Source organism: Chlorogloeopsis sp. ULAP02 (assembly GCF_038404745.2).
Lineage (GTDB): Bacteria > Cyanobacteriota > Cyanobacteriia > Cyanobacteriales > Nostocaceae > Chlorogloeopsis.
Window position 1 is genome coordinate 16,402 of record NZ_JAYKTT020000080.1, and the last position, 25,627, is coordinate 42,028.

Genomic DNA, 25,627 nt, shown 5'->3' on the forward strand with positions numbered 1-25,627 from the left:
CCGCGATCAAAGTCATTGTGTATTCTCTGGAAACTATCTGTGTTTATTTTCCAGTGACGGAATTTCTGGTATGGATATGTAAAACTAGTCATAGTACTTGTAATTGGGAACAAAGAATTTTATTTGCAACTTCTGCACCTGTTGTGTCACTCGTATAGATTTCTAGTTCAGCTTCAGGAGAAGCTTCAAATAGCACTTGCTCTCCAGGAAAAATTACTTGCTCAAAGTTATTAGCAATATTTGAAATCCGAGCGATTTGAATCTGACTTGTTGTGTTTTTGTAAAAACACAGAATTTGGTTTGCCTGTTTTAAAGTCGAAGTGTATGGCATATCAGTTCTAGTGGCTTGTTTTACAAAGTCGAAGACAGACTTTTCCAAAGCTTGATATTCCGGCAGGCTGAGATTGCACGACTTATATGACTGGTTGAGAAAATGGGTTAACGATAAACTCACTGTTTGTAAATCTGCCCGTCTTTTGGCTACCGTCAAAGCTTGAACGAAGGTGGGATAAATTTGGCGATCGCTTAACCCTGTCTTTTCCCCTGGCATCCAACAGTTAAACAAATATCCTGTTGGCATTGGTATTAATTCAATTAACCAGCCATAGTGAAAATGCTTCAATTTCATCTATTTGCGCCGATTTGTTTCAAAACCTCTATCGTTCAAGAAAATTTGCGTCAGGTAGACTTCGCCTTTACTGTTTACAGCTACACCAACTCCAGTGAAATTATAGTCGCCTTTGATATTAGGTAGATGCTTGGAGCTGTTAAGCCAGCTATTAATAGCTTCAGTTGCAGGATCACTATATCCTTGGTTAAAAGCCAGATTTTCTGCTGCACTTTTGTAGTGAGTAGCGATCGCATTGACTCGTTGTTCAAATCCCTTATGGCTAAAAGGCACTTTACCGTTAGCCATATTTTGACTGTGAATCCTTGCCTGCTCAGTCATTTTTTCATCAAGAGTGAGCTTGGGCAAACCAACAGAAACCCGATAGTTATTTATCTGGTTAAATACTGATTTTTCTACATCAGTTGTTTGAAGATTAGCAGGCAATGAGATTTGACACGATAAAGCCGAGTTCTTAAGAGCAGAAGTCAGACTTAGCGCATAAGCGGTTGTCAATCCACTGGCAATAAAAAGCACCCCTAAAGCTATGCCAAAAGCAGATTGTCGCATCATAGACAATTACCTAGTGACTAGCAATTATGATTTGCTGTTATAACTCCTGTGTTCCTCCTTACGAATTTTTACTCCAATAGTTAACTTTTGTAAAAGAGTTAGTATTGATGTTTTCTTTACATATTTTAAAGAACATACACCCTATATATGCAGAATATACAACCTACATATGCAGAATATACAACTTTCTTATGCAATTTCTGCGTAGGAAATGTGCAGAAGTTGTGGAGATGAGATCAGAACAAAAATACTAAATTTCTCTATTTCAGGCGGTAACCTAGTCCATGAACCGTTTCTATAAAATCTTCAGGAGCGCCTAAGGTTTTAAGCTTTTGCCTGAGACATTTGATGTGAGATCTAACGGTTTCCTCAACGGGTGTGTCATCCATAGACCAAACTTGCTCAATAATGCTAGAACAGCTCAACACCCGTCTGCCATTAGCCACCAATAACTCCAAAATGGCATACTCTTTAGGGGTAAACGACAAAGGTTTACCGTCGTAAGTAGCCTCGTAGGTACTTGGGTTGAGAAGCAAACTTCCCCAAGAAAAACTCAATACTGTTGCAGAACCTCCACGTCTGAGCAAAGCACGAATGCGAGCCATTAACTCTTCAAGATCAAATGGCTTGGCCACATAATCATCAGCTCCTGCATCTAGCCCAGTAATCTTGTCTACTACAGTATCACGGGCTGTAAGCATCAATACGGGTACAGCATAGTTACAATATGCAGGATGACTGACTTGTGTAGTGCGTAAACGTTGGCAAAAGCGGATACCATCTAATTTTGGTAGCGTCACGTCCAAAATCAGCAAGTCATATTTTACAGACTCTACTGAGTACCAAGCGGTTTCTCCGTCTTTGGCTATATCTACTACATACTGTCGTCTAGTTAAAGCTTCTGATAATACCTCTGCCAGCTGAGTATCATCTTCAACTACCAAAATACGCATAAAGTAATTACCAAGATCCTAAACACAAAGCTCACGCTATCCTGATATAGAAGAGTACTGGATGCTTGTGATTGGGTACCGGATGTTAGTTATCAATTTCCCTTCTTTTTTCTCTAGTTATTGTTCAATGTCCAGGTAGACATATTTTGACTCTAGCACGACATCCTGCTATTAACCTACTGATTCGTTCAGAAGCAATCAAGGATAGGGGACGCGGGGACAAGGAGAAGAATTTTTCCCACTCTCCCCTCTCCCTATCCCCTTGCTTGAAGTACCCTAAATAGGCCACGATCAAACAAGTACTTATGTCATCAAATCAAGACTTAGTAATATTTTATGAAGTGGTCTCTCCAAGGAAAATGGATAGCAGGAGGATTTTGCTTAACTCTTTTATTAATGGGGCTAGTTAGCTTCGCTTCATATAAAAACACAATAGAACTTAGAGAAAGTGCTGATAGAGTACAGCATACTTATGAAACCCTCAATACTCTGACAGACTTCTATGCAAATATGGCAGTTGCCGAATCGGGACGACGGGGATATATCTTTTTAGGGAGCAAACAAGAGCTAGAGCGCCATCAAATTGCAGTTAAAAATATGCAGTCTGAAATTCAGGCTCTTCGCAATCAAATACATCCAAGTTCTAGTCAACTACAGCGACTGGTGTTACTAAACTCTTTGATGAATCAAAGATTCGCTTTATTCAATCAATCAATTGAATTGTATCAAAGAAATAAATCAGCATTTCAAGCCCAAGATTTAATTACAGAAAATAGTGTGAAAATTCGAGAAGAAATTCTCACAGTGTTAGCAAATATAAAAACAGAAGAACAACGTTATCTAAAAATTTCTCTTCATGAATCTCAATTATCTATTCACTATAGAACTATACTAGAAAATCTTGGTACATTTCTAAGTTTTGCAGTTGTCTCTAGTCTATGTTTTAGCCTGTATCGCCAATGGATAAAGCGCGAAAGAATTGAAAAGCTAGAACGTTCTCTTGCTCAAGAAAAAGAGTTAAGTGAACTTAAGCTGCAACTTTTTTCAATGATTTCTCATGAATTTCGTACGCCTTTAAGTGTAATTTTACTTTCATCTCAATTGCTGAAAGAAATTCTACAAGATTTAGTTGATAAAAACCAATTAAAAAATTTATATAGAATTCAATCTTCAGCCAAGTTGATGAATCAGTTAATTACAGATCTATTGACACTAAATAGAGCAGAGGCAGGTAAATTAGAGTTTAATCCTCAACTAATAAATGTAGAAAGTTTTTGCTTAAATTTACTAGAAGATTTACAGTTCTTTGCCATACAGCCACCTGCCTTGAAATTTATTAAGTACGGTCATTGTTCTCGTGCAAAAGTGGATGAAAAACTTTTATATTCTATCCTTAGTAATTTGCTTTTGAATGCAATTAAATATTCACCAAATGGAGGTAATATATACTTAATTTTAAACTGCGAACAAGAATATACTATCTTCCAAGTAAAAGATGAAGGAATAGGCATTACATCAGAAGATAGACAGAAAATTTATGAACCATTATATCGGGGTCAAAATGTTGAAAATATAACAGGTACTGGTTTGGGATTAGCGGTTGTCAAAAAGTGTGTGGAACTTCACCAAGGAGAGATTGAAGTAGAAAGTGAAGTCGGCATTGGAACCACATTTACTGTTAGAATTCCTCACACTACCGATGCAGTGGTTTAAGTATCTTTGGCTAGGGGCTAGAGAATAATATTTTTCTCTCATTGCGTAATTTATTACATCAACGTCTAACTTGAAAAAGACAGTCTTAATAAAATATTTCTTTCCCCCAACCCGTTCCCCCAACCCTTCTCATTAACAATAAGAAATATTCAGCACTATTTTTCCTTTGTCATTAATGGTTTGATATTTATACAGAGGAGTGTAAGAAAAAAATGGCAATTCATTTACAGCAAGCTCTGGAAGTTGGTAAATATCTGGTAGCTCAACGTTTGAAAGGACGTAAACGCTACCCCTTAGTTTTGATGTTGGAACCTCTATTCCGTTGTAACCTTGCTTGTTCTGGCTGTGGTAAAATCCAACATCCCCCTGAAGTGCTTAAAAAGCACCTCACTCCAGAACAATGCTTTGCGGCTGCCGAAGAATGTGGTGCTCCGATAGTGTCTATCCCAGGCGGAGAACCTCTACTGCATCCCCAGATTGATGAAATTGTGAGGGGATTGATTGAACGCAAAAAGTTTGTTTACTTATGCACTAATGGCTTATTGTTAGAAAAGAGCCTAGAAAAATTTCAACCGTCTCCCTACCTAACTTTTAGTGTTCATCTCGACGGAATGCGAGAGTGGCATGATCGCTGTGTTGATCGCAAAGGTGTTTTTGATATTGCAGTTCAAGCTATACGCGCTGCAAAAGCTAAAGGATTTCGCGTCACTACCAACACTACTATTTTTGAAGGTGCCGATCCTCAAAAAATGCAGGAGTTTTTTGACTTTCTGAATGCGCTTGATATTGACGGCATGATGATTTCCCCTGGCTACAGTTACGAATTGGCACCCGATCAAGAGCATTTTCTCAAGCGAGAGCAAACACGCGCACTCTTCCGCGAGATTTTAGCTCCTTACAAAGCTGGTACAAAAAATTGGAATTTCAACCACAACCCGCTGTTTTTAGACTTTCTTACTGGTGAAAAAGACTACGAATGCACGCCTTGGGGAAGTCCGAGTTACAGTGTTTTTGGTTGGCAAAAACCTTGTTATCTGCTGAATGAAGGGCATGACGCCACCTTTGAAGAATTGCTCGAAAAAACTGATTGGAGCAAATACGGACGCACTAGCGGCAATCCTAAGTGTGCAGATTGTATGGTGCATTGCGGTTATGAGCCAACCGCAGCAATAGATGCCATGCAACCAACTAATATTGGGCGATCGGTAATGACGCTGTTGGGTATGGGCAATTAATTGTCGCGATCGCATCCGCGAAATTTGTACGAGCAGTAAGGGTATTGGCGAAGATAATATGTTCGCACTTACCACATCTACTGCTCTGTGCCTTTGTTCACCCTTGATAAACTCGTCCTTTCCAAGCACCACCTCGCCCTTGCCAATGACGTACTGCGGAATCTACTGTCATGAGTGTATAAAGAAAAGCAATTCCTGGCAAACATAAAGCCAGCCAAGAAGAACATTTATAAAAGCGAATTATTGGTAAGTATGAGCCAGACATCAAAAGCCATGCTGATAAACCTATTGCTGCCAGCAAGTAATTACCACTCAAGCCGCCCATAACTAAACTTAAAGGCGGAAAAATGTAAACTAAGGTCATCCCAAAAACAGTTCCAACTAACAACAAAGGCGAATAGTTGAGTTGAGTAAAGGCAGTGCGGGCAACCATATCCCAAATTGTACTGAGGGAAGGATAAGGACGCAAGCTGCGAGCTAGCTCGCTAAGTCCTAACCAAATACGCCCATTACCACTTGATTTGACTGCATGAGCAAGGGCGCAATCATCAATTAATGCTTGCCGAATTACTTGTATACCCCCAATTCGCTTTAGTGCTTCTTTGCGAATGAGGATACAACCTCCGGCGGCGGCAGCAGTTGATTTGTCTGGATTATTAACCCAGCGAAAAGGGTAAAGTTTTTGAAAGAAAAAAACAAAAGCTGGGATCAAAAGTTTTTCCCACAGGTTGTCACATCGCAGTCGTACCATCACGGAAACCAGTTCTAAATCTTCCTGTTGTGCCTTCGCAACCAGATGAGAGAGATTTGCGGGCTCGTGTTCAATATCTGCATCAGTGAACAAAAAGTAGTCTGGTTCTGGTAGAGATTTGGATTGGAGCGCTTCTGTTGCTGTTTGCACACCTTGCTCCATTGCCCATAGTTTACCTGTCCACCCAGAAGGTAATGGTTTGGCAGTAATAATTTGTAATTGATTGTCTTTGTTTAACGCTTGGGCAGTTTGTTTGGCAACTTTGGCAGTTTCATCTGTACTGCGATCATCAACTAGAACAATGGTAAAAAAGCCAGGGTAGTCTTGGCTCAAAAGCGATCGCAAAGTAATTGGCAGTAAATCTGCTTCGTTTCGCGCAGGAATGACTGCACAAACCGATGGCAATCTTTTATCCGTTGTTTGTGCAACTTCTAATTGCCGATCTATTTGCCAAAACTGCCCTCGCCAAATTAGTAATCCTATCCAAATCAATAAGGACAGAACTGCCAGACTTAATTCCACTGCTGCCATAATATTACTGACAAAAAACTTTACATCCTGCTACATTTAAACTATGTTGTTATTAAAAGCATACATAGTAGAAAGAGTATAATTCATACTTTAATTGAAGTATGCCATTAATGTATAGTAGTCGAAATCATACTCGTAATATTTAAAACAGACAAACTTAATGATTTTATCTGCATAAGTTGACATATTATTTACTTGGGTATATCAAGGTGTTTATAATTCAATAAAAATTTTATTCATTAATCAAATCTTAAGAGAAAATCAAATAATATTTTTGCATTTATGACATTAGAATGTAGTATATTAATGAAAATTTTAATTTTCAGTATGTGAATATTTTCAAATGATTATTGACACTGACATTTTGGAGGTGTGGATTTTTATTGTTCCAGCCCCGCCTCTTCTGGGCAGAACAAATCTAAAATCGTCAATCTAAAATTTCTAAGCCCTGCACCCTTGTAGTCAGGGTCAATCTAAAATCGCACATCTAAAATCTAAAATTGGTTGACTTGAGAGTTGCTCAATGCTTTGTAATACTAAAGACAAAAAATCTATATAAACAGTTGTTAACTTGACTAATTTTTTGGTAAAAATATCCATTCATCTATTCAGCAAAACCTAATTAAAAATTATTCCATGCAAACTGAAAATAGGGTTACCTTATCAAAAGTCTCAGGGGCGATCGCTGCAAGCCAGAATTATTTGCTGTCAATTCAATATCCTAATGGGTACTGGTGGGCTGAGTTAGAATCTAATGTCACCATTACTGCTGAGGTAGTGTTACTTCATAAAATTTGGGGAACAGATCGCTCTCGCTCATTAAACAAAGTTGAAGCATATCTGCGTACTCAGCAACGACAACACGGTGGTTGGGAACTTTTTTATGGGGATGGAGGTGAACTCTCTACTTCAGTAGAAGCCTACATGGCTCTCAAGTTATTGGGCGTACCCAAAAGTGATCCAGCAATGATTAAGGCGCGGGAGTTCATCTTAGAGCGAGGCGGTATAAGTAAGACTCGCATTTTTACTAAATTACATTTGGCGCTGATTGGATGCTATAGCTGGGAAGGGATTCCCTCGCTGCCACCTTGGGTAATGTTGCTGCCAGAAAATTTTCTATTTAACATCTACGAGATGTCTAGTTGGGCGCGTTCAAGCACTGTGCCGTTACTGATTGTGTGCGATCAAAAACCCATCTATAAAGTAGAACCTGCAATTACTTTAAACGAACTATACGCAGAAGGTGCCGAGCAAGTTAAATTTGCATTACCTAGCAAAGGCGATTGGACAGATTTGTTTATTAGTCTTGACAATGCGTTTAAATTTGCGGAAAAACTAAATTTAGTGCCTTTTCGTGAAGAAGGCATTAACACCGCCGAGCGATGGATTTTAGAACGGCAAGAAGCAACAGGCGACTGGGGCGGCATCATTCCGGCAATGCTGAATTCACTGTTAGCGTTACGAAGCTTGGATTATGATGTCAACGATCCAATTGTTGTCAGAGGACTCGAAGCGGTTGATAATTTTGCCATTGAAACAGAAGATAGTTATCGAGTTCAGCCTTGTATTTCTCCAGTTTGGGATACAGCTTGGGCAATCAGAGCGCTAGTTGATTCTGGCTTATCACCAGATCATCCAGCTTTGGTGAAAGCTGGAGAATGGCTGTTGAGCAAGCAAATTCTAGACTACGGTGATTGGGCAATTAAAAATCGGCAGGGAAAACCAGGGGCATGGGCATTTGAATTTGACAATCGCTTTTATCCTGATGTCGATGATACTGCTGTCGTGGTAATGGCGCTAAATGCTGTTCATCTTCCTAATGAAAAACTCAAGCACAGAGCGATCGCTCGCGCCGTAAATTGGATTGCTTCTATGCAATGTCAGGCAGGCGGTTGGGCTGCTTTTGATTTCAACAACAATCAAGATAGGCTGAACCTGATCCCCTACGGCGATCTCAAAGCCATGATCGATCCCAACACTGCTGATGTCACTGCCAGAGTCTTAGAAATGGTGGGTAGTTGTAATTTATCAATGGATGCATACAACCTCAAGCAGGCAATTAACTATCTGATCAAAGAGCAAGAGCAACAAGGGTGTTGGTTTGGTCGTTGGGGAGTAAATTACATTTATGGCACAAGCGGTGTTTTGTCTGCCTTATCAGTCATTGCTCCCCAAACTTATCAAAACAATATAGAAAAAGGTGCAGCTTGGTTAATTGAGTGTCAAAATCCTGATGGTGGTTGGGGAGAAACTTGCCGCAGCTACGACGATCCAAGCTTGAAAGGCAAAGGGCGCAGTACTGCATCTCAAACTGCTTGGGCTTTAATTGGATTAATAGCAGCAGGTAAGGCAACTAACAAATTTGCAAAACCAGTACTGGAAAAGGGCATTAATTATTTATTAGTAACTCAAAAGCCAGATGGCACCTGGGATGAGGTTGATTTTACAGGTACCGGCTTTCCCTGTCATTTTTATCTGAAATATCATCTCTATCAACAATACTTTCCTTTAATTGCTCTCAGTCAATATCAAACACTATTTAGACATTGAGTTTGGATGTAGGGTTATAAGTGTTTAGTTGTAATTGTGCAATAAATCCAAAATACTTTGGACTATTCTCTCTATTTTTTTTTGCTTAATAAATTATGATATAAATCTAAGATTTAAGAGAGGAGATATTCTTAGGTAAAATTTCTGTTTTTATAGTATGTAATTGGCTATTAAGAGCGTAATAACTTGATGTTTAAACGCTACTATTAAGCTTTATGAGTTGCTATTAAATAGCATTTGTTTAAAGAATTATGAATTAGTCTGATGTGGCAATGGTAGTTGCTAGCAGGCGGATAAATTTTCGTGTTAACTGGTTGCTCAAATTTAAAATTCTCAATATTTTACAGCCATTTTCAGATGAATATACCACGCGATACTGTAAGGGCGGGTTTTGTTTCAATCTCTAGCTCAAACTGAAAGGAAATCTGCTAAATCCGCCCCGACCAAAAATTGTGGTTAAAATAAATGAAATTTGCTGTAAGATATGTTACGTGTTTAAGACAGATTTAGATTATACATATTAAATGTATTTATTCTGACTGGAAAATTATAATATGTCTAGTTAATTATTTATAGATAGTAAATCAGCGAAAATTTAAGATAATTCAATCAAAGCCCTACTAGCGTTGGATTATTTTATGAAAAGTTTCACTATATATGTCTACTTATATTCGCCTTATATACATACTTGTAATATGTGTTAAGTTGAACTTTATATTATTTACAAACTTACTAGGATCAAAGATAAAAATCTCTACTATAATCTTGTGTTTATTAACTTAAATGTATGAACCAAAATTATAAATTAAAAATATGTTAAAGCACAAACATTGCTGTCATAATTATAAAGTTTTAGTTAAGCCTCTATACAAAATTGTAAAAAAGTAACAAACTTCAGTATGATCAAACCCGAACGAGGAGCGTAAAAATGAATTTAATTATAGATGCATTAGAGATTTTAAAGGAAACAAGCCGGACTTTTTACATTCCAATTGTTCGCTTACCACGTGGTTTGCAAGAAGCAGTAGCATCAGCATATCTTTGTATGCGAGCCATTGATGAAATAGAAGACCATCCAGAACTTGATAATCTTACCAAAGCAAAATTGCTGCGAACAATTAGCCTCACATTACAAGCAGCAGTTGATGGTTTCGCCGTTGATGCTTTCTCTGTGGGATTTGCTACATACGAAAAAATATTACCAGAAGTAAGCTTTAGAATTAGAGAATGGGCGCTACTTGCACCTGAGACGATCGCTCCTCGAATTTGGGATGCAACAGCCGCAATGGCAGACAGAATGGCATACTGGGCAGAAAACAATTGGCAAATTAGTACAGAGTCCGATTTGGATCGCTACACCTTTGGGGTAGCAGGTGCAGTTGGCTTGTTGCTCTCCGATTTATGGATTTGGTACGATGGAACACAAACTAACCGTACTCATGCGATCGGGTTTGGTCGTGGCTTACAGGCAGTTAATATTATTCGTAACCACAAAGAAGATTTAGTGCGCGGAGTGGATTTTTTCCCAGAAGATTGGAGCGCGGAAGATATGCAAGAGTATGCCCGCCGTAATCTTGCCCTAGCAGATGCTTATACTAGCGCTCTTGTTGATGGCCCTGCTTTAGATTTTTGCCAAATACCCCTGGGTTTAGCTTATGGTACTCTCAACGCGATCGCTCATGGGAAAGAAAAGCTCAGTCGCAGCGACGTTCTTGCCTTGATTGAACAGGTAACAGCAGGGAAATAATCTCAAACAGTAGCCCTTGCTGAGGTGCGCACACCAGGGCAGGGAACAGGGTACAGACAATTAAACTCATCTGTCTCCTGTCTCCTGTCCCCTATTACCTAACTTCTCATCTGCCTTATACTTAGCTCTTTTTCATGTCTTGAGCCATCTTGCGAAAGTAGTCCATCTTGGGATCAGGGCGACGACGAGGATTAAAAGAGGTTTCTGGAGTTACCTTTACCTCAGTTTCGGTTGGTTGCTTAATTTGCGATCGCTTAACAGTTGTTGCTTCATCTGACTCCAAGAAGTATCCAGGCTTAGTGAACCCGAATAAGTTAGCAAGAAAACTGAATATCTGAGAGAAGATTTTTCCAATAAAACCAAATACTTGGTAGAGAAGTCCTTCAAGGCGAATAAATGAGTTTCTGATAAATTGAATGACACCAAACATTACAGTGCCTCCAATAGGGGTCTACTATCATTTTGACTTAAACAGGGAACAGGTTATACCAATTTTGGATTTTGGATTAAAATCATTGGATTAATAAGTTAGTTTAGAATTTTGAAACAAGGCTCCCTACGCCAATTTGGTATTACAGCTTATGGGGAAGAGAAAACAGAAATTTTTATACTCAACTGTGTGCAAATGTCTGTGACATCTAATCACTGAGTAAACTTACACCCCGTTGCAATTCATCAATACGCGCCAGCTTCTCTTAGGGAAGTTAATTGCCAATTAGTTTCATTGAAAAGCTATGTCGAATAACACATATCAATCTTGACCAAAAAAAGGATGAAGTAAGAGTTGGTACAAGCCTCGCCCCTCGTGGGCGAAAAAAATTAATTTTTCCTTATTCATGCTCTATCCCTTTAGAAGTGGGGTAATTTCATACTTCAGCCTTCAGTTGACTGCTGGTGTTGATTTAATCCTCCAAATCTGAATAAATTGATAAAAATTATCAATAAGTATATTTATCTCTATCACCAGCTATGACTATCACCCTAACGCTTGAAGAATACTTTGGAATGTGGGACGAAGCCAAAGAACTATGGGAGAAAGCCGAATATACTTCCAGGAGCCTAGAAAAATATGAAACTATTCTTCCAATGCCAACTTATCTGGGTCAAGGTTATCAAAAAGACATAGAAGTATTTCCAAATCTCTGCCTGACAATTGGCAATTATTTATCTCACAATGATTTGCATATTCAAAAACCTGGAGGCGAGCATCCCTTACATTTTGATATCCTGCTTTCAGGAAAAATTAAAAGCGATTATGGAACACTGGGAAATGGTTGCACACTAATTTCCGGTGGTGGGATTCAAGCTCGCAAGATAGATAGAATTGACAAATTTGACCAGATTCTCAGTGTTCATATCTATATGGGACAACCGTCGATGTTGGCAAATTTTTTCCCAGGGGAAGATGGAGAATTACTGCCACAGTTGAAAATGCTAACACGGGATAATGATTGGCAGGAGAGAATTTATCTCAAAATAACTCCAGCACTTCAAGGAGTCGCCCAACAAATTATAAATTGTCCTTTTTGTGGTATCACCAAGCAAGTATATCTGCAAGGAAAGGTGTTGGAATGGATGGCATTACAATTAGCTCCAATTATTGCAGGCGATCGCAACTATAAATCAACTACACCAGGTTTCAAGCCAAAAACCATCGATCAACTGCATCACGCCAGAGAAATTCTTCTGTCTCGTTTAGAAAATCCTCCCTCAGTATTGGAATTGGCTGCAATGGTGGGAGTCAGCCCTCGTACCTTGAAACGGGGATTTCCAGAGCTTTTTGGCACAACGGTGTTTGGGTATCTCTATGATAGACGGATGGAATATGCACAAAAATTACTGCGACAAGGAAATCTGACTGTCATCGAAGTTGCCAATATAGTTGGTTATTCTAACCCCGGACATTTTGCTGCGGCTTTTAAACGTCGCTTCTGTGTTACACCCAAGCAGTATTTGAAACAGTTATCAGTGAACAGTTAGCAGTTATCAGTTAACTTTCAAGTGCTTCCAACCAAGTTTCTAAATCAGCCATGCTGGTAAAATCGAGCAACGCTACTCTACAAGAAGCCGCTTCGCGTCTACACCAAGATTTTCCAATTCCTCCTTGATTTTCATGACACTTCTAATAGATCTACTGAGTCATCAGGAGGGGCGATCGCATGATCGTCACGTTGTAAAAACTCATCCAGCAACTCAAAAAACCGCTCAAATGCAGCCTTCTCATTGCCACAACCGAACTCAATCATTCTTGCCCAAGAATTAGACGTTGTCATCTTTAACCGTTTCTGAAGCCAAGGCTGAAACTCTCCATAAAAATCAAGTTCTGTTTCCGTTGGCTCAATACCTAGTTCCTCTCTCGCTGTTCTATAGCCAATGATAAACATAAATAAATCGCTGACTGAAGCTCTGCCAATGTATAATCCTGGTCTTGCCTGAATTTTCTTAAGCATTTCAAACAAAGGACTCATTTTAATCGCTCCTAATATTCAAACCCGCTCTAACTCTTCAACAACAAACGCACCTCGACGACAGGCAAAATCATTTATCCATGCTTCTCTTGTCAATCCTTCAGATGAAAGATTATCAAAGATCTTATCGCGCACCTCAACACCATAATGAACCCCATTGGTTGATATACTCTCTGTGCTTCCTGATCGCTCCTATCGGCTACTCATAATAAACTCGTCTCGGTATTTAGTTCTGAGCTTCAGTAATGTTCCTTGCACTCGATTTTGTTTCAGCCAACCTAATACAGCTTGAGCACACTCAAAACACTCAAGACGCTGGCATGGTTCAACAATTTTGCCAATTTCTTGATAAATTTCCTCATCTGGCAATGAATTCACAACATTACTCTGTGCTTCACTCCTATACCACCTCTATTTTAACTAACTCGATTATGCTTCTCTTCGAGACGCTACACGATCGCATTACTGACTACCCCTTTTGGAGTAGACAAGTAGCCAATACGGTTAGGTTAAAGGGTAAAGAGTAAACGCAAAAGGCGTAAAAATAAGGCTTACAGCCAATAAGTTTCTTGAATTTTTTGCTCATCAGAACTGTATTGGATGAGTGCCTTTTTGGAGTAGAGAGAGTTGTTGGCATTTTTATATACTCAATTTTACTAATTGAATAAGAATTATTTGCAATAGTCTCTTATCGATTTCGTGCGATCGGCAAAGCCCGGTCTATAACCATCGCAACTTCAAATGGTGTGATTGAGGAGCTATTATGAAGCTTTGGCAGTTTTCTTTTGGTATGCGTTTGTGGCTGATAATTAGTTTATCGGGTTTTTTAGGCACTGTCGCCACTGAACCGGGATTGGCATCAGAAAAGTTAAAGAATACAAATATTTCTCAACTGGGCAATATCAAATTTCCTGCAACCAGTGCCCAAATGTTAGTGCAACAACCTGCACCAAGCAACGCAACCACAGGGGAAGTTGTCGCAATTACAGGAGTGAAAGCTAATCCTACCGATAAGGGTATAGAAGTAGTTTTGGAGACAGCCCAAGGTGAGAAACTGCAAGTCACAAATCGCAGTACGGGGAATAATTTTATTGCAGATATCACTGGTGGACAGTTGCGTTTACCTGATGGCAATGCTTTCACGTTTAAGTCGGAGAAGCCTATTGAGGGAATTACAGAGATAACAGTTGCAAATATTGACGTGAATACCGTACGGGTGACAGTAGTTGGGGAGAAGACTTTACCAACGGTTGAGTTATTTGATGATAATACAGGTTTGGTTTTTGGTATAGCTTCTGCTGCAATTGCGACTTCTCCACCGCAACAGCCACAAACACCACAAACTGAAGAAAAGCCAGCGAGTGAAACACCGCAAGAGGAACCATTAGCACAAGATGATGAGCCGATTGAGTTAGTCGTGACGGGTGAGCAAGACAGTTATCGTGTACCAAATACAAGTGTGGGCACACGCACCGACACGCCTCTGCGCGATATTCCCCAATCAATTCAGATTGTACCGCAGCAGGTGATTGAAGATCAAAACGTTATCTATCTACAAGATGCTCTTAGAAATGCTACAGGTGTTGTTCCATCAACAGCTCCTGACTTTTCAACCAATTTCTTCAACATTCGAGGCTTTAGTAGTACCGATTTTTCAGGTAACATACTCAGAAATGGGTTAAGAGATCCGCGAGCTACTATTGGTTTTGAAACTACAAATGTTGAGCAAGTTGAAGTACTAAGAGGTCCGGCTTCAGTGCTGTTTGGGCAGGGAAACCCAGGTGGAACTATTAACATCATAACTAAGCAACCTCTCCGTGAACCCTTTTATGCTATTGATGCCACCATTGGCAGTTTTGACTTTTATCGTGGCGCAATTGATTTGTCGGGTCCATTAAATGATTCTAAGACGTTATTGTACCGACTGAATACATCCTATCGATATTCAGAAAGTTTTGTTGATTTAGTTGAAGCCAGAAATTTTTTGATCGCTCCTGTAGTGAGTTTGGCACTCGGTGAGAATACAAGATTAACGTTTGAAGGTGAATATATAGATACCTCTAGAACCTTTAGCTTTGGTTTGCCTGCTGTCGGTACTGTGCTTCCCAACCCAAATGGGAGGATATCACGTAGCCTTGGTATTAATGAAGGTCCTAGTGAGTCGCAGAATATAAGAGTTGGATATGTGCTGGAGCATGAGTTTAGCGAGAACTGGTCGGTAAGAAATGCTTTTCGGGCAGGATTTTGGCAAGTTGACGATGAATATACTTTTCCCAGTCAACTTTTGCCTGACAATCGAACCTTGGAACGTCAACTCGCTGAGGATCTAAGAACAAACAATAACTATATCTTTACAACTGACTTGGTTGGAAGATTCTCAACAGGTTCAATTGAACATCAGCTCCTACTTGGATTTGATCTAAGTAGAATTGATGAAACACTTCGGTTTGGACAGAGTGATCCTTTACCCTTTGACCTGTTTAATCCTAAATATGGTCAGTTTTTTGGTTCAATTACCCGTCTTGAAGATATTGCAACTCGAACAGATGTACTCAGTATTTACGTTCAAGATCAGATCACATTAATAGAGAACCTAAAATTACTTTTGGGCGGACGGTTTGATCTGTTTAGGCAAACCGATCAAAATTTTCTGGCAGATACTAGAGCCGAGCAATCAGGAGATGCCTTCAGCCCGCGCGTGGGCATTGTTTATCAGCCGATTGAACCTATTTCTCTTTATGCCAGCTACACTCGCTCATTTACCCCAACTATCGGTACTGCTTTTGATGGCAGCACATTCCAACCAGAGCGCGGCACCCAGTATGAAATTGGGGTAAAAGCGGATTTTAACGACAAACTTTCGGCTACCCTCGCTTTGTACGATCTGACTCGCACTAATGTCACAACGGATGATACTAGAGCGGGTATACCACCTGGTTTTTCAATTCAAACTGGGAAGCAGCGCAGTCAGGGTGTGGAACTCACTGTTCAAGGCGAAATTTTGCCCGGATGGAACATCATCGCAGGTTATGCCTACACGAATGCCCGCCTTACTAAAGACAATACGTTTGAGGAGGGTAATTTTCTGAGTAATGCGCCTGAGAATGCATTCAACCTATGGACAACCTACGAAATTCAGCAAGGTTATCTACGGGGTTTGGGGCTAGGCTTAGGTTTCTTTTTTGTAGGAGAAAGACAGGCAGATTTGGCTAACTCATTTCAATTACCAAGCTATTTCCGTACTGATGCAGCAATTTTTTACAGGCGCAATCAATTCCGTGCAGCCTTAAATTTCAGGAATCTCTTTGATGTGGACTATTTTGAAAGTGCCTTTGGTAGTTTGCGCGTTTACCCAGGTGAACCATTCACAGTACAGGGAACGATTTCGTGGCAGTTTTGAGAAGAGAAAAAATTAGAGATTGATCTAGGGTATAGCAATGCGGAGGTTTCTAGTAATGAAATCAGGCAAAACCAATTTGTTTTCTTTATTCTTAGTAATGGTATTAGCAGTCGTATCCATTGCCGCTTGCAATGATATGACTGCCCATCACGCAACCTCTCATTCCCTTAACCCAACATCTATCAACACAAAGGCAATAGAGCCGTCATGCCGAACTGTCAAGCTCACAATGGGAGAAACCTGTGTTCCAAACAATCCACAGCGGATTGTTACCCTATTTCTATCAACTGCTGCTACCGCTCTTGCCTTGGGAATCAAGCCAGTTGCTTCTGAAATAGGTGATTACTGGAGAGCAGAAGACATTCCTTATTTGGTAGGTAAAACAAATGGAATTGAGTTTCTACACTCTTCTGGTGAGTTTAGCTTAGAAAAGCTGCTATCACTTCACCCTGACTTGATAATTGCTCTGTCTCTTCCAAAAGCCAGGGCAACCTATGAACTTTTGTCGCAAATTGCCCCTACAGTTTTACTACCCTGGGAAGAAACTTCAGGAGATTGGAAGCTATTTCTTCAAGATGTTGCAGCAGTGTTTGATAAAACAGAAAAGGCTAATCAGCTCATTGATGATTATTATCGCAGAGTTAAAGGACTGAAACAGAAATTGGGCGATCACCGCCAACAGATTCGCGTTTCTGTTATTTATTTGCGTGATGGCGGCATTGTTACTAATGGAAAATTAGGTTTTTCAACAAAAATTTTAGATGATATTGGGCTAAAGTATCCTCCATCCTTAACGACAAATGCTAAATATACTCTTCCTATTTCTGAGGAATACTTACACAGTATTGACGGTGATATTCTCTTAGTCGTATCCCATCCTGAACGAGAGGACTTTTTAGAACAGCTTCAGCAAAAACCACTGTGGCAGCAACTCAAAGCTGTTCAAACTAAACAGGTGTATATTGTTGACCCCAATGTTTGGGATGCACAAAATATTCTTGCCGCTCATGCCGTGCTGGATGACATTGAGAAGTATATAGTTAACACTCCTTAGGGGAAGTTCAGATAAAAACTATTTAAGAATTAAGCGAAATTATGAGTACTTCAGTATGATCGTAATCTTACGTAGCGACTGTCTTAAAGGTCAAGCGATCGCAGGGAAAAAATCAAACAGTGGCAGTCAGCCTGGGTAAAGCGGAGCGTAACACAACAAAACTAACAGAAAAAACGAATAACAGGAACGTCATACTTGCATAGACGCGAACTAACAACTCAGATTCTTCCAATATATTTAGCCCCTACATTACTCCAATCTTCTCTCATTCCAAATTCGCTTTCCTTGTAAACTATCATTTCTATTACAATGGCAACACGCTCTGCTCACCCCCTCCTGCGTTTACTCCGCTATGCCAAACCCTATCAAGCCCAAATCTGCGGTGCAGTTATTTGCTCGATTCTGCGTACCCTATTGGATCTGGCACCACCTTATCTGATCGGCGTTGCAGTGGATGTGGTAGTCGAACGAGAAACTTCGTTAATTGCGCGGTTTGGCATTCAAAATCCCCTGACTCAGTTATTAGTGCTGTCTGTGCTGACGATCGCCTCTTGGGGTTTAGAATCCCTCAGCCAATATGGAGCGGACAAACTTTGGCGTAACTTGGCACAAACCCTACAGCACGAACTGCGAGTCGATACTTACAACCACTTACAAGAACTAGAACTCGCCTACTTTGAAGACCGCAGCACGGGCATCCTGCTATCTATTCTTAATGATGACATCAACCAGCTAGAGGGCTTCTTCAACTCTGGCGCTCAGAACCTGATCGGCTTTTTCACGCGAGTGTTTGCGGTGGGGATGAGCTTTTTGCTGCTGGCTCCCGGTATTGGGTGGTTGGCGATGTTACCCATCCCGTTTATCCTGTGGGGAACGTTCACCTTTCAATCGAGTTTAGCTCCCCGCTATGATACAGTACGCGATCGCGCTGGAATGATTAGCGATCGCCTCGCTAACAATATCTCTGGTATTGCCACCATCAAAAGCTTTACTGCCGAAGCCTATGAAAGCGATCGCGTTTACCAAGAAAGTGAAGCCTATCGTCGCAGTAACAAGCGAGCGATCGCCCTGAGTGTAGCCTTTCAACCCGTGCTGCGATTTTTGATTTTACTAGGGTTTGTACTGACGCTGTATCTGGGTGGTCAAGAAGTGTTACAAGGACGTCTCAGTGTAGGTACTTATGGATTTATGGTGTTTATTGTTCAAGATTTACTATGGCCGTTCACAGAACTAAGTGAAATCATGGATGAATATCAGCGAGCGATGGCATCGGTGCGGCGTGTCATGGGCTTACTGGATACTACGATCGCAATTCCTGGTGGACATAATCCTTTACCAATTGCAACTATAGCTGGTCAAGTGCAATTTGATAATATTACCTTTGCCTACAATCAGCGCAACCATATACTCAAAAATTTATCCCTACAGATTCCCGCTGGAGCCACAATCGGTATTGTGGGAGCAACGGGTTCAGGTAAAAGTACATTAGTTAAACTTTTATTACGCTTTTATGAAGTACAGAGTGGACGCATTTTAATTGACGACATCGATATCCGCGAACTCAATTTATTCGATTTGCGACGCTGTATCGGTTGGGTAAGTCAGGATGTGTTTTTATTTCACGGTACGGTTGCTGATAACATTTGTTATGGTAGTTTCGATGCCACACGCGAACAGATTATTCATGCTGCCAAGTTAGCTGAGGCTCATGAATTCATCCTGCAACTACCCCAAGGATACGATACTATTGTGGGCGAACGTGGTCAAAAGCTGTCTGGTGGACAACGCCAACGTATTGCTATAGCGCGTGCCATTCTGAAAAACCCACCAATTTTGATACTTGATGAAGCTACCTCTGCGGTAGATAATGAAACCGAAGCAGCAATTCAAAAATCACTCCAGGTGATTACGCAAAATCGAACGACAATTGCGATCGCCCATCGTTTGTCCACAATTCGCCACAGTCATTGTATTTATGTCATGGATGATGGTCAAATTGTCGAGCAGGGTAAACATGAGGAACTTTTAGGACTTAATGGTATTTATGCCAGTTTGTGGCGCGTACAGTCTGGGATTCATTAAGATTTGCCTTTAACTATTTTTGATAATTACAGGCTGATCTGACACAAGTTTTATTAGCAGTTTTACCAGCACTGAAAAATTTTCATCTTGTGGGATGGGCTTCTAGCCTGTCCTCGTCGCGGGCAGGATGCCCGCACCACAAAACAATTTATTGCATCTTTTTAGTCATGTCACGCCACTAGTCCCTACTTTCACGTCAGCGGCAAACAAATAGTGAACGTAGCCCCCTCACCAAACTTGCTACTAGCATTAATGCTACCTCCATGAGCTTCAATAATACGTTTGGCGATCGCTAAACCTAAGCCCACTCCTCGACCTTTGCGAGAGCGATCGCCAGTGTAAAATTGCTCAAAAATCCGGGGAAGGTCGCTGTCTTTTATACCTTTGCCTTGGTCGCGGATTATCACAATTGCTTGTTTACCTTCCCTATAGCCAGTAATAAATATCTGAGAATTAGAGACTGAATGCTTAATAGCGTTATCTAACAAATTGAGAAAGGCTTGCAATAGCCTTTCTGGATCGCCCTGGATTTGCAAATCAGTAACGTTGATGTGAGCAGAAATGTGCGAATTTTGCATTCGCGTTTCTACAGCTCTAACTGCGCGACGAATTAAGCTAGAAAGCTCGATATTTTGCTGTTCGAGAGTTGTCACTCCAGCTTCTAAGCGTCCTAAATCTAGCAAATCATGAATTAAGCGTGACAATCTTTTGGTTTCGTCTTCGACAATTTGGAAGAAGCGATCGCGCACCGCCGCATCAGAAGCAGCCCCACTGCGGAGAGCTTCAATTGTGACTAGAACATTACTAATCGGAGTGCGGAGTTCGTGAGATACGTTTGCCAAAAACGCTCGCCGTTCCTGATCGAGCGATGCCAAGCGTTCGCTCATCCGATTTAATTCTAGTGCTAACTGATCTAACTCATTACTTTGGCGGATTTGGAGTTTATCGCCAAAATGCCCGCCACCCATTCGGATTGCAAAGTTTTTCATCGTCTGAATTGGACGAGAAAGGCTACGCGCCAACCATTCACTAATAATGGTACAAAGTACAAGTGTGAATACTAATGTTCCTAACACTGTCCAAATCACGATGGCAAATTGGCGTTGAAATTGTTGCAGGGTGATAGACATTCGCATTGCACCCAATAACTTACCGTTACGCACTATCGGCTGGGCGATGAACAATCTATCATCGTTGCTTAAGACTCCTTTTGCTACACCTTGCTCTTCCCGATTTTCCAAGGCTGCACTTATACCAGGCACAATCCGCCAGTCTGCGATCTGTCTGTCTTTTTGAGGGTTAGCAGATGTGGCAATCAGTTTACCCTGACTATCAAATACGCGTAAGGTAATTGTCTCAGCAGCACCATAACGCTGCACTGTTAGCTCCACTCTATTGCGATCGTTGTTTTCGAGTGCGTCAGCAATACTCTCACCAAGTGCAGTACTCCAGTTTCGCATCTCCGTCTGCCTCATTTTCATAAAATAGGCATGGAATGACCAGAGAATATATCCTGCCATGAGTGAGGTTCCCAAGGTTGTGAGTAGCAAATAAGTTGCTAACAGCTTTGTATGGATGGAATTCCACCTAATTTGAGGTAACCAGCCCATTTATCGATTACGATTGCTTCTCGGCACGACGACGCAGCACGGCTTTAATACGTGCCAAAAGTTCACGAGTATTGAAAGGTTTTGTAACATAATCATCGGCTCCTGCTTCTAAACCCCAGATTTTGTCTATATCTTGGTCTTTAGCAGTGAGCATCACAATTGGCACATCAGAGAAAGCGCGAATCCGCCAACAAACCTCCATGCCATCAACTTCTGGCAGCATCAAGTCTAATAATATTACGTCTGGCACCTGCTTGTGAAACTGCTTGATCGCATTGTGACCGTCTGCTGCTGTGGTTACGGTGTAGCCTTCTTTTTGTAAAGTATAAGAAAGGCTTTCTCGTAACGCTTCTTCATCGTCTACCAGTAATACGTGGGGCATAGTTATTGGAAAATTCAAGCACTGTATGTCAATTTATAATAATGTAATATTTAAGACATCTGTCTACAGATACAAGTTAACTGCTTAATCTTGTCCTATGACTTTCATGACTCGATTATACCGCTCTTGGACATCTTTGCGGTCTTGTTCTTCCGATAAAGCTGCTTGGCTACTGCGTAAAATCATCTCTGCATGACGACGTAAGGCAGCTTGGTATTTGGGGTTTTGGGTATAAGTAGCAATCAGAGCGATCGCCTCCATCAAGCGGATTGTCACTGCCACATCTGTGGTACTGTACTGACGTATTTGGTTAAAAGCGGTATCAACCAACCCTGCAAAAGTTACTGGTTCAGCAATTACGCGGAGGTTATTTTTATCATCAAAGCGATATGGCGAAGGAAAATTCCTTTGGGCAAGGTGAGAAAGCCCAGCCGCAAGTCGGTCAATACATCTAATTGCGGTAAATGGATCGTTAATTCCCGGAGAAATAGCACGCAGAGCAATTTCAACTAATTGCTCAATCGGAAACTCTATATCCTGCTGCTCAGTACGTTCCTTATCCAGAATAAAGGCATCATTAATTTGTTTTTGTAGAGATGCAGAATTTCTTATTTTGACATCTGTACTTTCTTTAGCCCAAACCATAGCCAGAATTATACCTGGAAAAACAAACTTTCCTGGTCGAGACTTAATCCGTAACAGCAGATTCTGCTTGCAGGCTAAGTTCATTAATTCTTCGTCATCAATAGCTTGGATGTAACCTGTACCAATAGCTTTAATTGGACAAGCTTCTGAGTCAAGATTTATAGGAATTTCTGTTACCTGGTGTTCTGGCAAGCTATATCCAACTTGTTCAGGAAATAGTCGCTCAATCGCCTGATCTAAATCCGTACTAACTTCGGAAATAATGTGTGATGCCTGAATAATAGTAGAAGCGTGATGAATAAAGTAAATCAGCACACCAGTGCTGATAAGCGCTAACAAAATACCGACTGTCACTGATATCTGCGGTATAAACTTGTCTTGTCCATCTTCCCCTCGAATTGTCCGCAGTACGAGCAAGGAATAGATAAAAGTAGCAATAAATGTGCCTAATACAACCTGATTTCCGGTATCCTGCATGAAATTACGCAGCAAACGCGGGCCGAAATTCGATGAAGCTAGCTGCAAAGCAACAATTGTAATCGAAAAAGCTGTAGCGGTAACGCTGACAATGGAACCAGCCACAGATGAAAGTAAACCACGTGCGCCATCAGGCCCGCCAGTATATATCCATCCCCACTGTTCAAAAGGCCCATAATAGCCTTGCCTATCAAGTGTTAACATTACAAATGCCAAGGCAATTGCTGCCACTGCCATAATTGTTGGTACAAACCAATAACTGGAGTGGAGCGAGTCCCAAATTTTGCTGAGTTTGATGTTTTTCATACTTCATCGTGAGTAGACACAGCCTCACTGTCTCCTCTACTACCATTTCTTTGGGAGCGCATTTCGGCAAGCTTTCTGAGCGAATCACTGATACTGCGGGGCTTTGGCACTTTCCCCTTACCAGCAGGCCAACCTTCGCGTTGACGAGAGCGAATGCCATCAGTTTCTTCAGTTTGGTCGTGGAAAAGAATTTGTTGCGTGGGGAATGGTAAATCAATACCATTAACTGTGAGTTTCTTTTTAATTGCAGTCAGCACTCTATCTCGCGCTTCAAGTGCATCAGCACGACGGGGCGGTTTAATCCACCAACGAGCGCGGATATTCACTGTACTTTCTGCCAACTCCATTACCAACGCATCTGGGGCAGGTTCCTTTAGCACCCCTTGGGTTTCGTGCATGGCTTCCAAAATCAACTGCTTGGCTCGATCAATATCGTCTCCATAGCCAATACCAACATCGTACTCTAAGCGGCGGCTCTCAAAGGCAGTATTTACCTGCACAGAATTTGTGAATAATTCGGAATTAGGAATCACAATTCGACGACCATCATAAGTTTTAATGGTTGTTGCCCGTGTCTCAATATTTTCAACCGTTCCTTCAAAATTCTTAAATACAATTTGGTCACCAATTTGAAACGGTTCTGTTAGCAAAATTAAAATCCCTGCTAAAAAATTTTGCAGAATGTCCCGAAAAGCAAAACCAATTGCTACCCCGCTAATTCCCAACAATTGCACTAAATCTCCAGCCCTGAGGGTGGGAATTACAATTGTTAGGGAAATAAATAAACCTAACAAAATAGTTGCACCCTGCGCCAACCTTCCCAGCACCATTCCCAAATTCCGTGCATGACGGCGATTACTAGTTAATCGCTTCACCACCAGTTTAATTGTCCTCGCAACAAAGAAAAAGATAGCAAAAACAATTAACGCCAAGACTATATTTGGCAACAGGAAAATAAAACCATTGACCATTGCCTGAACCTTTTCCCAGGCATTGGATATATCTGCGTTCATCATCTACACTCGCTCGTCAGTCGAGGATGATAATAATCAATAATTGCAGAGCCAGAATCTACCTGAGGACTTTGAAATAATGTGACGCAGGGAAGATTGTGTTTGTTAAAAGGGCAGAGGGCAGGAGGTGAGGCAGCCCCCTAGAAAGGCAACTTCCGGCGTTCGCGTAGCGTCTCCGAAGGAGTTTGGGGGACTGCCCGTACGCCGGAGGCGTTCCCGCAGGGTAGGGTACAAGGATAGGGAGAAGGGAAGACAACAAGACGCGGCGACGCGGAGAAATGATCAAAAATATTCCCCTTGTCCCCTTCTGTAGCTACTTAGCAAAAGTCCACTGAAGTCAACTTAAACACTTTATTCAATCGTCTTGAGACGACTTGAGCTATGAGCTAAGGATTTTAATCCTTGGTAATTATTGGGATAGTCTAAACAACAGTCAAGAAAGGTTCGTGAGCCTCCCACCTTCTGGTTAATTACACTTAATTACTACTTTCCCAAAATGAGATCCACTTTGGAGATAGCGGTACGCTTCCTGGGCATCAGCAAACGAAAACACCCTATCAATTACAGGTTTGATTTGATGCTGGGCAATGATTTGATTCATTGCCTCAAACATCTCTCGACTACCTACGTATATCCCCTGCACAGTTAAACTCTTAAACAGGATTGGCAAAGGATCTACCTCTGCTCCTATACCTGATAGCACACCAATTAAGCTAATGCGTCCTGCAATCCGCACTGCTTGCAGAGATTTCGGCAAAGTTCCTGCACCACCTACTTCTACTACATGATCTACACCAGTGCGATCGCTCAGTTCATAAACTTTCTTTTCCCAATCTGGGTTGACTTTATAGTTAATCGTCTCATCTGCACCTAATTCTTTCGCTCGTGCCAATTTCTCATCACTGCTAGAAGTAATAATCACCCTCGCACCATGGATTTTGGCAAATTGAAGGGCAAATATGGATACTCCACCTGTACCTAGTAACAATACATTTTCACCTGCTTTGATATTGCCCTTGGTTACCAGCGCGTGCCATGCCGTAACGGCTGCACAGGGTAGAGTTGCACCTTCTTCATAGGATAGGTGTTCAGGTAATATTACTAATCCATCTTGGTGTAAAACGACATACTCCACCAACATCCCATCAATGCCGGCTCCCAAATCCGATTTCATTTTCTGTCGGTTGAGTTGCCCGTAGATCCACTCTTGAAAGAAGATGCCAGCCACGCGATCGCCAACTTTGACTCGTGTCACACCTTCACCCACCGCCACCACTTCACCCGCACCATCAGACATGGGAATAAGAGGATATTTTAGTCCAGAACCATAGCTTCCTTCTGCAACCATTAAATCGCGATAATTAAGGGATGTTGCCTGCACCCGAATTAGAACTTGCCCTACCTGGGGCTTGGGTTCTGCTCGTTCTACTAATTTCAGTGCATCAATACCTGCATTACTTTGAAGTTCGTAAACCTTCATAAAATTACTCCATAGTCATTTGTTAGTGGTTAGTAGTTAGTAGGGGCGGG

19 protein-coding genes and 1 pseudogene are annotated in these 25,627 nt (G+C 41.1%); 8 read left to right on the forward strand and 12 right to left on the reverse strand.

Translation table 11 applies throughout. From position 1 onward, the window contains the following. Positions 1 to 88: 88 nt before the first annotated feature. The 3 genes from U2718_RS28555 to U2718_RS28565 form a co-directional block, all read right to left on the reverse strand. Positions 89 to 628 carry a DUF1830 domain-containing protein gene (locus tag U2718_RS28555; protein WP_341993683.1) on the reverse strand — a complete coding sequence of 180 codons (540 nt, stop codon included), beginning with the start codon at positions 626 to 628 and terminating at the stop codon, positions 89 to 91. Further along, a complete protein-coding gene (locus tag U2718_RS28560) occupies positions 629 to 1,180 on the reverse strand; it encodes a CAP domain-containing protein (protein ID WP_341993682.1) in 552 nt (183 codons plus the stop codon). 260 nt (positions 1,181 to 1,440) lie between these two features. Further along, positions 1,441 to 2,133: a response regulator transcription factor gene (locus U2718_RS28565; protein ID WP_341993681.1), complete on the reverse strand. Its 693-nt coding sequence runs from the start codon at positions 2,131 to 2,133 to the stop codon at positions 1,441 to 1,443. Positions 2,134 to 2,469: 336 nt separating this feature from the next. Here U2718_RS28565 and U2718_RS28570 point away from each other — a divergent pair, with 336 nt between their 5' ends. Together U2718_RS28570 and hpnH are read left to right on the forward strand one after the other, a co-directional pair. Continuing rightward, positions 2,470 to 3,846 (forward strand): ATP-binding protein, encoded by a 1,377-nt coding sequence (locus U2718_RS28570; protein ID WP_341993680.1) that lies wholly within the window; start codon positions 2,470 to 2,472, stop codon positions 3,844 to 3,846. A gap of 212 nt (positions 3,847 to 4,058) precedes the next feature. Beyond that, the gene (gene hpnH / locus U2718_RS28575; protein ID WP_341993679.1) at positions 4,059 to 5,081 is read left to right on the forward strand and encodes an adenosyl-hopene transferase HpnH; all 1,023 of its coding nucleotides are present in this window, start codon (positions 4,059 to 4,061) and stop codon (positions 5,079 to 5,081) included. Between the two features lie 97 nt (positions 5,082 to 5,178). Here the strand turns inward: hpnH and U2718_RS28580 are convergent, their stop codons facing one another. Further along, positions 5,179 to 6,363 carry a glycosyltransferase gene (locus tag U2718_RS28580; RefSeq protein WP_341993678.1) on the reverse strand — a complete coding sequence of 395 codons (1,185 nt, stop codon included), beginning with the start codon at positions 6,361 to 6,363 and terminating at the stop codon, positions 5,179 to 5,181. A gap of 636 nt (positions 6,364 to 6,999) precedes the next feature. Here U2718_RS28580 and shc point away from each other — a divergent pair. Both shc and U2718_RS28590 read left to right on the forward strand, forming a co-directional pair. Further along, positions 7,000 to 8,913, forward strand: coding sequence for a squalene--hopene cyclase (shc, locus tag U2718_RS28585; RefSeq protein WP_341993677.1), 1,914 nt, complete (start codon positions 7,000 to 7,002; stop codon positions 8,911 to 8,913). A gap of 928 nt (positions 8,914 to 9,841) precedes the next feature. Further along, positions 9,842 to 10,660 (forward strand): phytoene/squalene synthase family protein, encoded by an 819-nt coding sequence (locus tag U2718_RS28590; RefSeq protein ID WP_341993676.1) that lies wholly within the window; start codon positions 9,842 to 9,844, stop codon positions 10,658 to 10,660. Between the two features lie 121 nt (positions 10,661 to 10,781). Here the strand turns inward: U2718_RS28590 and U2718_RS28595 are convergent, their stop codons facing one another. Next, complete coding sequence (locus U2718_RS28595) at positions 10,782 to 11,090, reverse strand: threonine dehydratase (protein WP_289789468.1); 309 nt, start codon at positions 11,088 to 11,090, stop codon at positions 10,782 to 10,784. Positions 11,091 to 11,629: 539 nt separating this feature from the next. Between U2718_RS28595 and U2718_RS28600 the strand changes: the two genes are divergently transcribed. Further along, on the forward strand, positions 11,630 to 12,640 hold the full coding sequence (locus U2718_RS28600; protein ID WP_341993674.1) for an AraC family transcriptional regulator: 1,011 nt from the start codon (positions 11,630 to 11,632) through the stop codon (positions 12,638 to 12,640). 131 nt (positions 12,641 to 12,771) lie between these two features. Here the strand turns inward: U2718_RS28600 and U2718_RS28605 are convergent, their stop codons facing one another. Together U2718_RS28605 and U2718_RS28610 are read right to left on the reverse strand one after the other, a co-directional pair. After that, positions 12,772 to 13,128, reverse strand: coding sequence for a hypothetical protein (locus U2718_RS28605; protein WP_341993673.1), 357 nt, complete (start codon positions 13,126 to 13,128; stop codon positions 12,772 to 12,774). An 18-nt stretch (positions 13,129 to 13,146) separates the two neighbouring features. After that, a pseudogene (locus U2718_RS28610) lies at positions 13,147 to 13,506 on the reverse strand (papain fold toxin domain-containing protein). A 385-nt stretch (positions 13,507 to 13,891) separates the two neighbouring features. On the opposite strand from U2718_RS28610, the gene U2718_RS28615 reads away from it, so the two are divergent. The 3 genes from U2718_RS28615 (at position 13,892) to U2718_RS28625 (ending at position 19,664) form a co-directional block, all read left to right on the forward strand. Then, positions 13,892 to 16,528, forward strand: coding sequence for a TonB-dependent siderophore receptor (locus U2718_RS28615; RefSeq protein WP_341993672.1), 2,637 nt, complete (start codon positions 13,892 to 13,894; stop codon positions 16,526 to 16,528). Between the two features lie 55 nt (positions 16,529 to 16,583). Further along, positions 16,584 to 17,582, forward strand: a complete 999-nt coding sequence (locus tag U2718_RS28620; RefSeq protein WP_341993671.1) for an iron-siderophore ABC transporter substrate-binding protein — start codon at positions 16,584 to 16,586, stop codon at positions 17,580 to 17,582. 309 nt (positions 17,583 to 17,891) lie between these two features. Beyond that, positions 17,892 to 19,664 carry an ABC transporter ATP-binding protein gene (locus U2718_RS28625; RefSeq protein ID WP_341993670.1) on the forward strand — a complete coding sequence of 591 codons (1,773 nt, stop codon included), beginning with the start codon at positions 17,892 to 17,894 and terminating at the stop codon, positions 19,662 to 19,664. A gap of 191 nt (positions 19,665 to 19,855) precedes the next feature. Here the strand turns inward: U2718_RS28625 and U2718_RS28630 are convergent, their stop codons facing one another. The 5 genes from U2718_RS28630 to U2718_RS28650 all read right to left on the reverse strand — a co-directional run bounded on the left by U2718_RS28630 (position 19,856) and on the right by U2718_RS28650 (position 25,577). Continuing rightward, entirely contained in the window at positions 19,856 to 21,274 is a 1,419-nt protein-coding gene (locus U2718_RS28630) for a HAMP domain-containing sensor histidine kinase (RefSeq protein ID WP_341993669.1), read from the reverse strand. A 7-nt stretch (positions 21,275 to 21,281) separates the two neighbouring features. After that, positions 21,282 to 21,656 (reverse strand): response regulator transcription factor, encoded by a 375-nt coding sequence (locus U2718_RS28635; protein WP_016874537.1) that lies wholly within the window; start codon positions 21,654 to 21,656, stop codon positions 21,282 to 21,284. Between the two features lie 84 nt (positions 21,657 to 21,740). Beyond that, positions 21,741 to 23,084, reverse strand: a complete 1,344-nt coding sequence (locus U2718_RS28640) for a DUF2254 domain-containing protein (RefSeq protein WP_341993668.1) — start codon at positions 23,082 to 23,084, stop codon at positions 21,741 to 21,743. Further along, a complete protein-coding gene (locus U2718_RS28645) occupies positions 23,081 to 24,097 on the reverse strand; it encodes a mechanosensitive ion channel family protein (RefSeq protein WP_341993695.1) in 1,017 nt (338 codons plus the stop codon). The genes U2718_RS28640 and U2718_RS28645 overlap by 4 nt, the downstream gene beginning before the upstream one ends. 466 nt (positions 24,098 to 24,563) lie before the next feature. Further along, a complete protein-coding gene (locus tag U2718_RS28650; RefSeq protein WP_341993667.1) occupies positions 24,564 to 25,577 on the reverse strand; it encodes an NAD(P)-dependent alcohol dehydrogenase in 1,014 nt (337 codons plus the stop codon). Positions 25,578 to 25,627: the final 50 nt, after the last annotated feature.

Coding starts and splice junctions, on each gene's coding strand:
- U2718_RS28565 (WP_341993681.1), bottom strand. CDS start 2,133: ATGCGTATTTTGGTAGTTGAAGATGATACTCAGCTGGCAGAGGTATTA.
- U2718_RS28580 (WP_341993678.1), bottom strand. CDS start 6,363: ATGGCAGCAGTGGAATTAAGTCTGGCAGTTCTGTCCTTATTGATTTGG.
- U2718_RS28635 (WP_016874537.1), bottom strand. CDS start 21,656: ATGCCCCACGTATTACTGGTAGACGATGAAGAAGCGTTACGAGAAAGC.
- U2718_RS28600 (WP_341993674.1), top strand. CDS start 11,630: ATGACTATCACCCTAACGCTTGAAGAATACTTTGGAATGTGGGACGAA.
- U2718_RS28570 (WP_341993680.1), top strand. CDS start 2,470: ATGAAGTGGTCTCTCCAAGGAAAATGGATAGCAGGAGGATTTTGCTTA.
- U2718_RS28620 (WP_341993671.1), top strand. CDS start 16,584: ATGAAATCAGGCAAAACCAATTTGTTTTCTTTATTCTTAGTAATGGTA.
- U2718_RS28645 (WP_341993695.1), bottom strand. CDS start 24,097: ATGAACGCAGATATATCCAATGCCTGGGAAAAGGTTCAGGCAATGGTC.
- U2718_RS28640 (WP_341993668.1), bottom strand. CDS start 23,084: ATGAAAAACATCAAACTCAGCAAAATTTGGGACTCGCTCCACTCCAGT.
- U2718_RS28625 (WP_341993670.1), top strand. CDS start 17,892: ATGGCAACACGCTCTGCTCACCCCCTCCTGCGTTTACTCCGCTATGCC.
- U2718_RS28630 (WP_341993669.1), bottom strand. CDS start 21,274: ATGGGCTGGTTACCTCAAATTAGGTGGAATTCCATCCATACAAAGCTG.
- U2718_RS28605 (WP_341993673.1), bottom strand. CDS start 13,128: ATGAGTCCTTTGTTTGAAATGCTTAAGAAAATTCAGGCAAGACCAGGA.
- hpnH (WP_341993679.1), top strand. CDS start 4,059: ATGGCAATTCATTTACAGCAAGCTCTGGAAGTTGGTAAATATCTGGTA.
- U2718_RS28595 (WP_289789468.1), bottom strand. CDS start 11,090: ATGTTTGGTGTCATTCAATTTATCAGAAACTCATTTATTCGCCTTGAA.
- U2718_RS28555 (WP_341993683.1), bottom strand. CDS start 628: ATGAAATTGAAGCATTTTCACTATGGCTGGTTAATTGAATTAATACCA.
- U2718_RS28615 (WP_341993672.1), top strand. CDS start 13,892: ATGAAGCTTTGGCAGTTTTCTTTTGGTATGCGTTTGTGGCTGATAATT.
- U2718_RS28650 (WP_341993667.1), bottom strand. CDS start 25,577: ATGAAGGTTTACGAACTTCAAAGTAATGCAGGTATTGATGCACTGAAA.
- shc (WP_341993677.1), top strand. CDS start 7,000: ATGCAAACTGAAAATAGGGTTACCTTATCAAAAGTCTCAGGGGCGATC.
- U2718_RS28560 (WP_341993682.1), bottom strand. CDS start 1,180: ATGATGCGACAATCTGCTTTTGGCATAGCTTTAGGGGTGCTTTTTATT.
- U2718_RS28590 (WP_341993676.1), top strand. CDS start 9,842: ATGAATTTAATTATAGATGCATTAGAGATTTTAAAGGAAACAAGCCGG.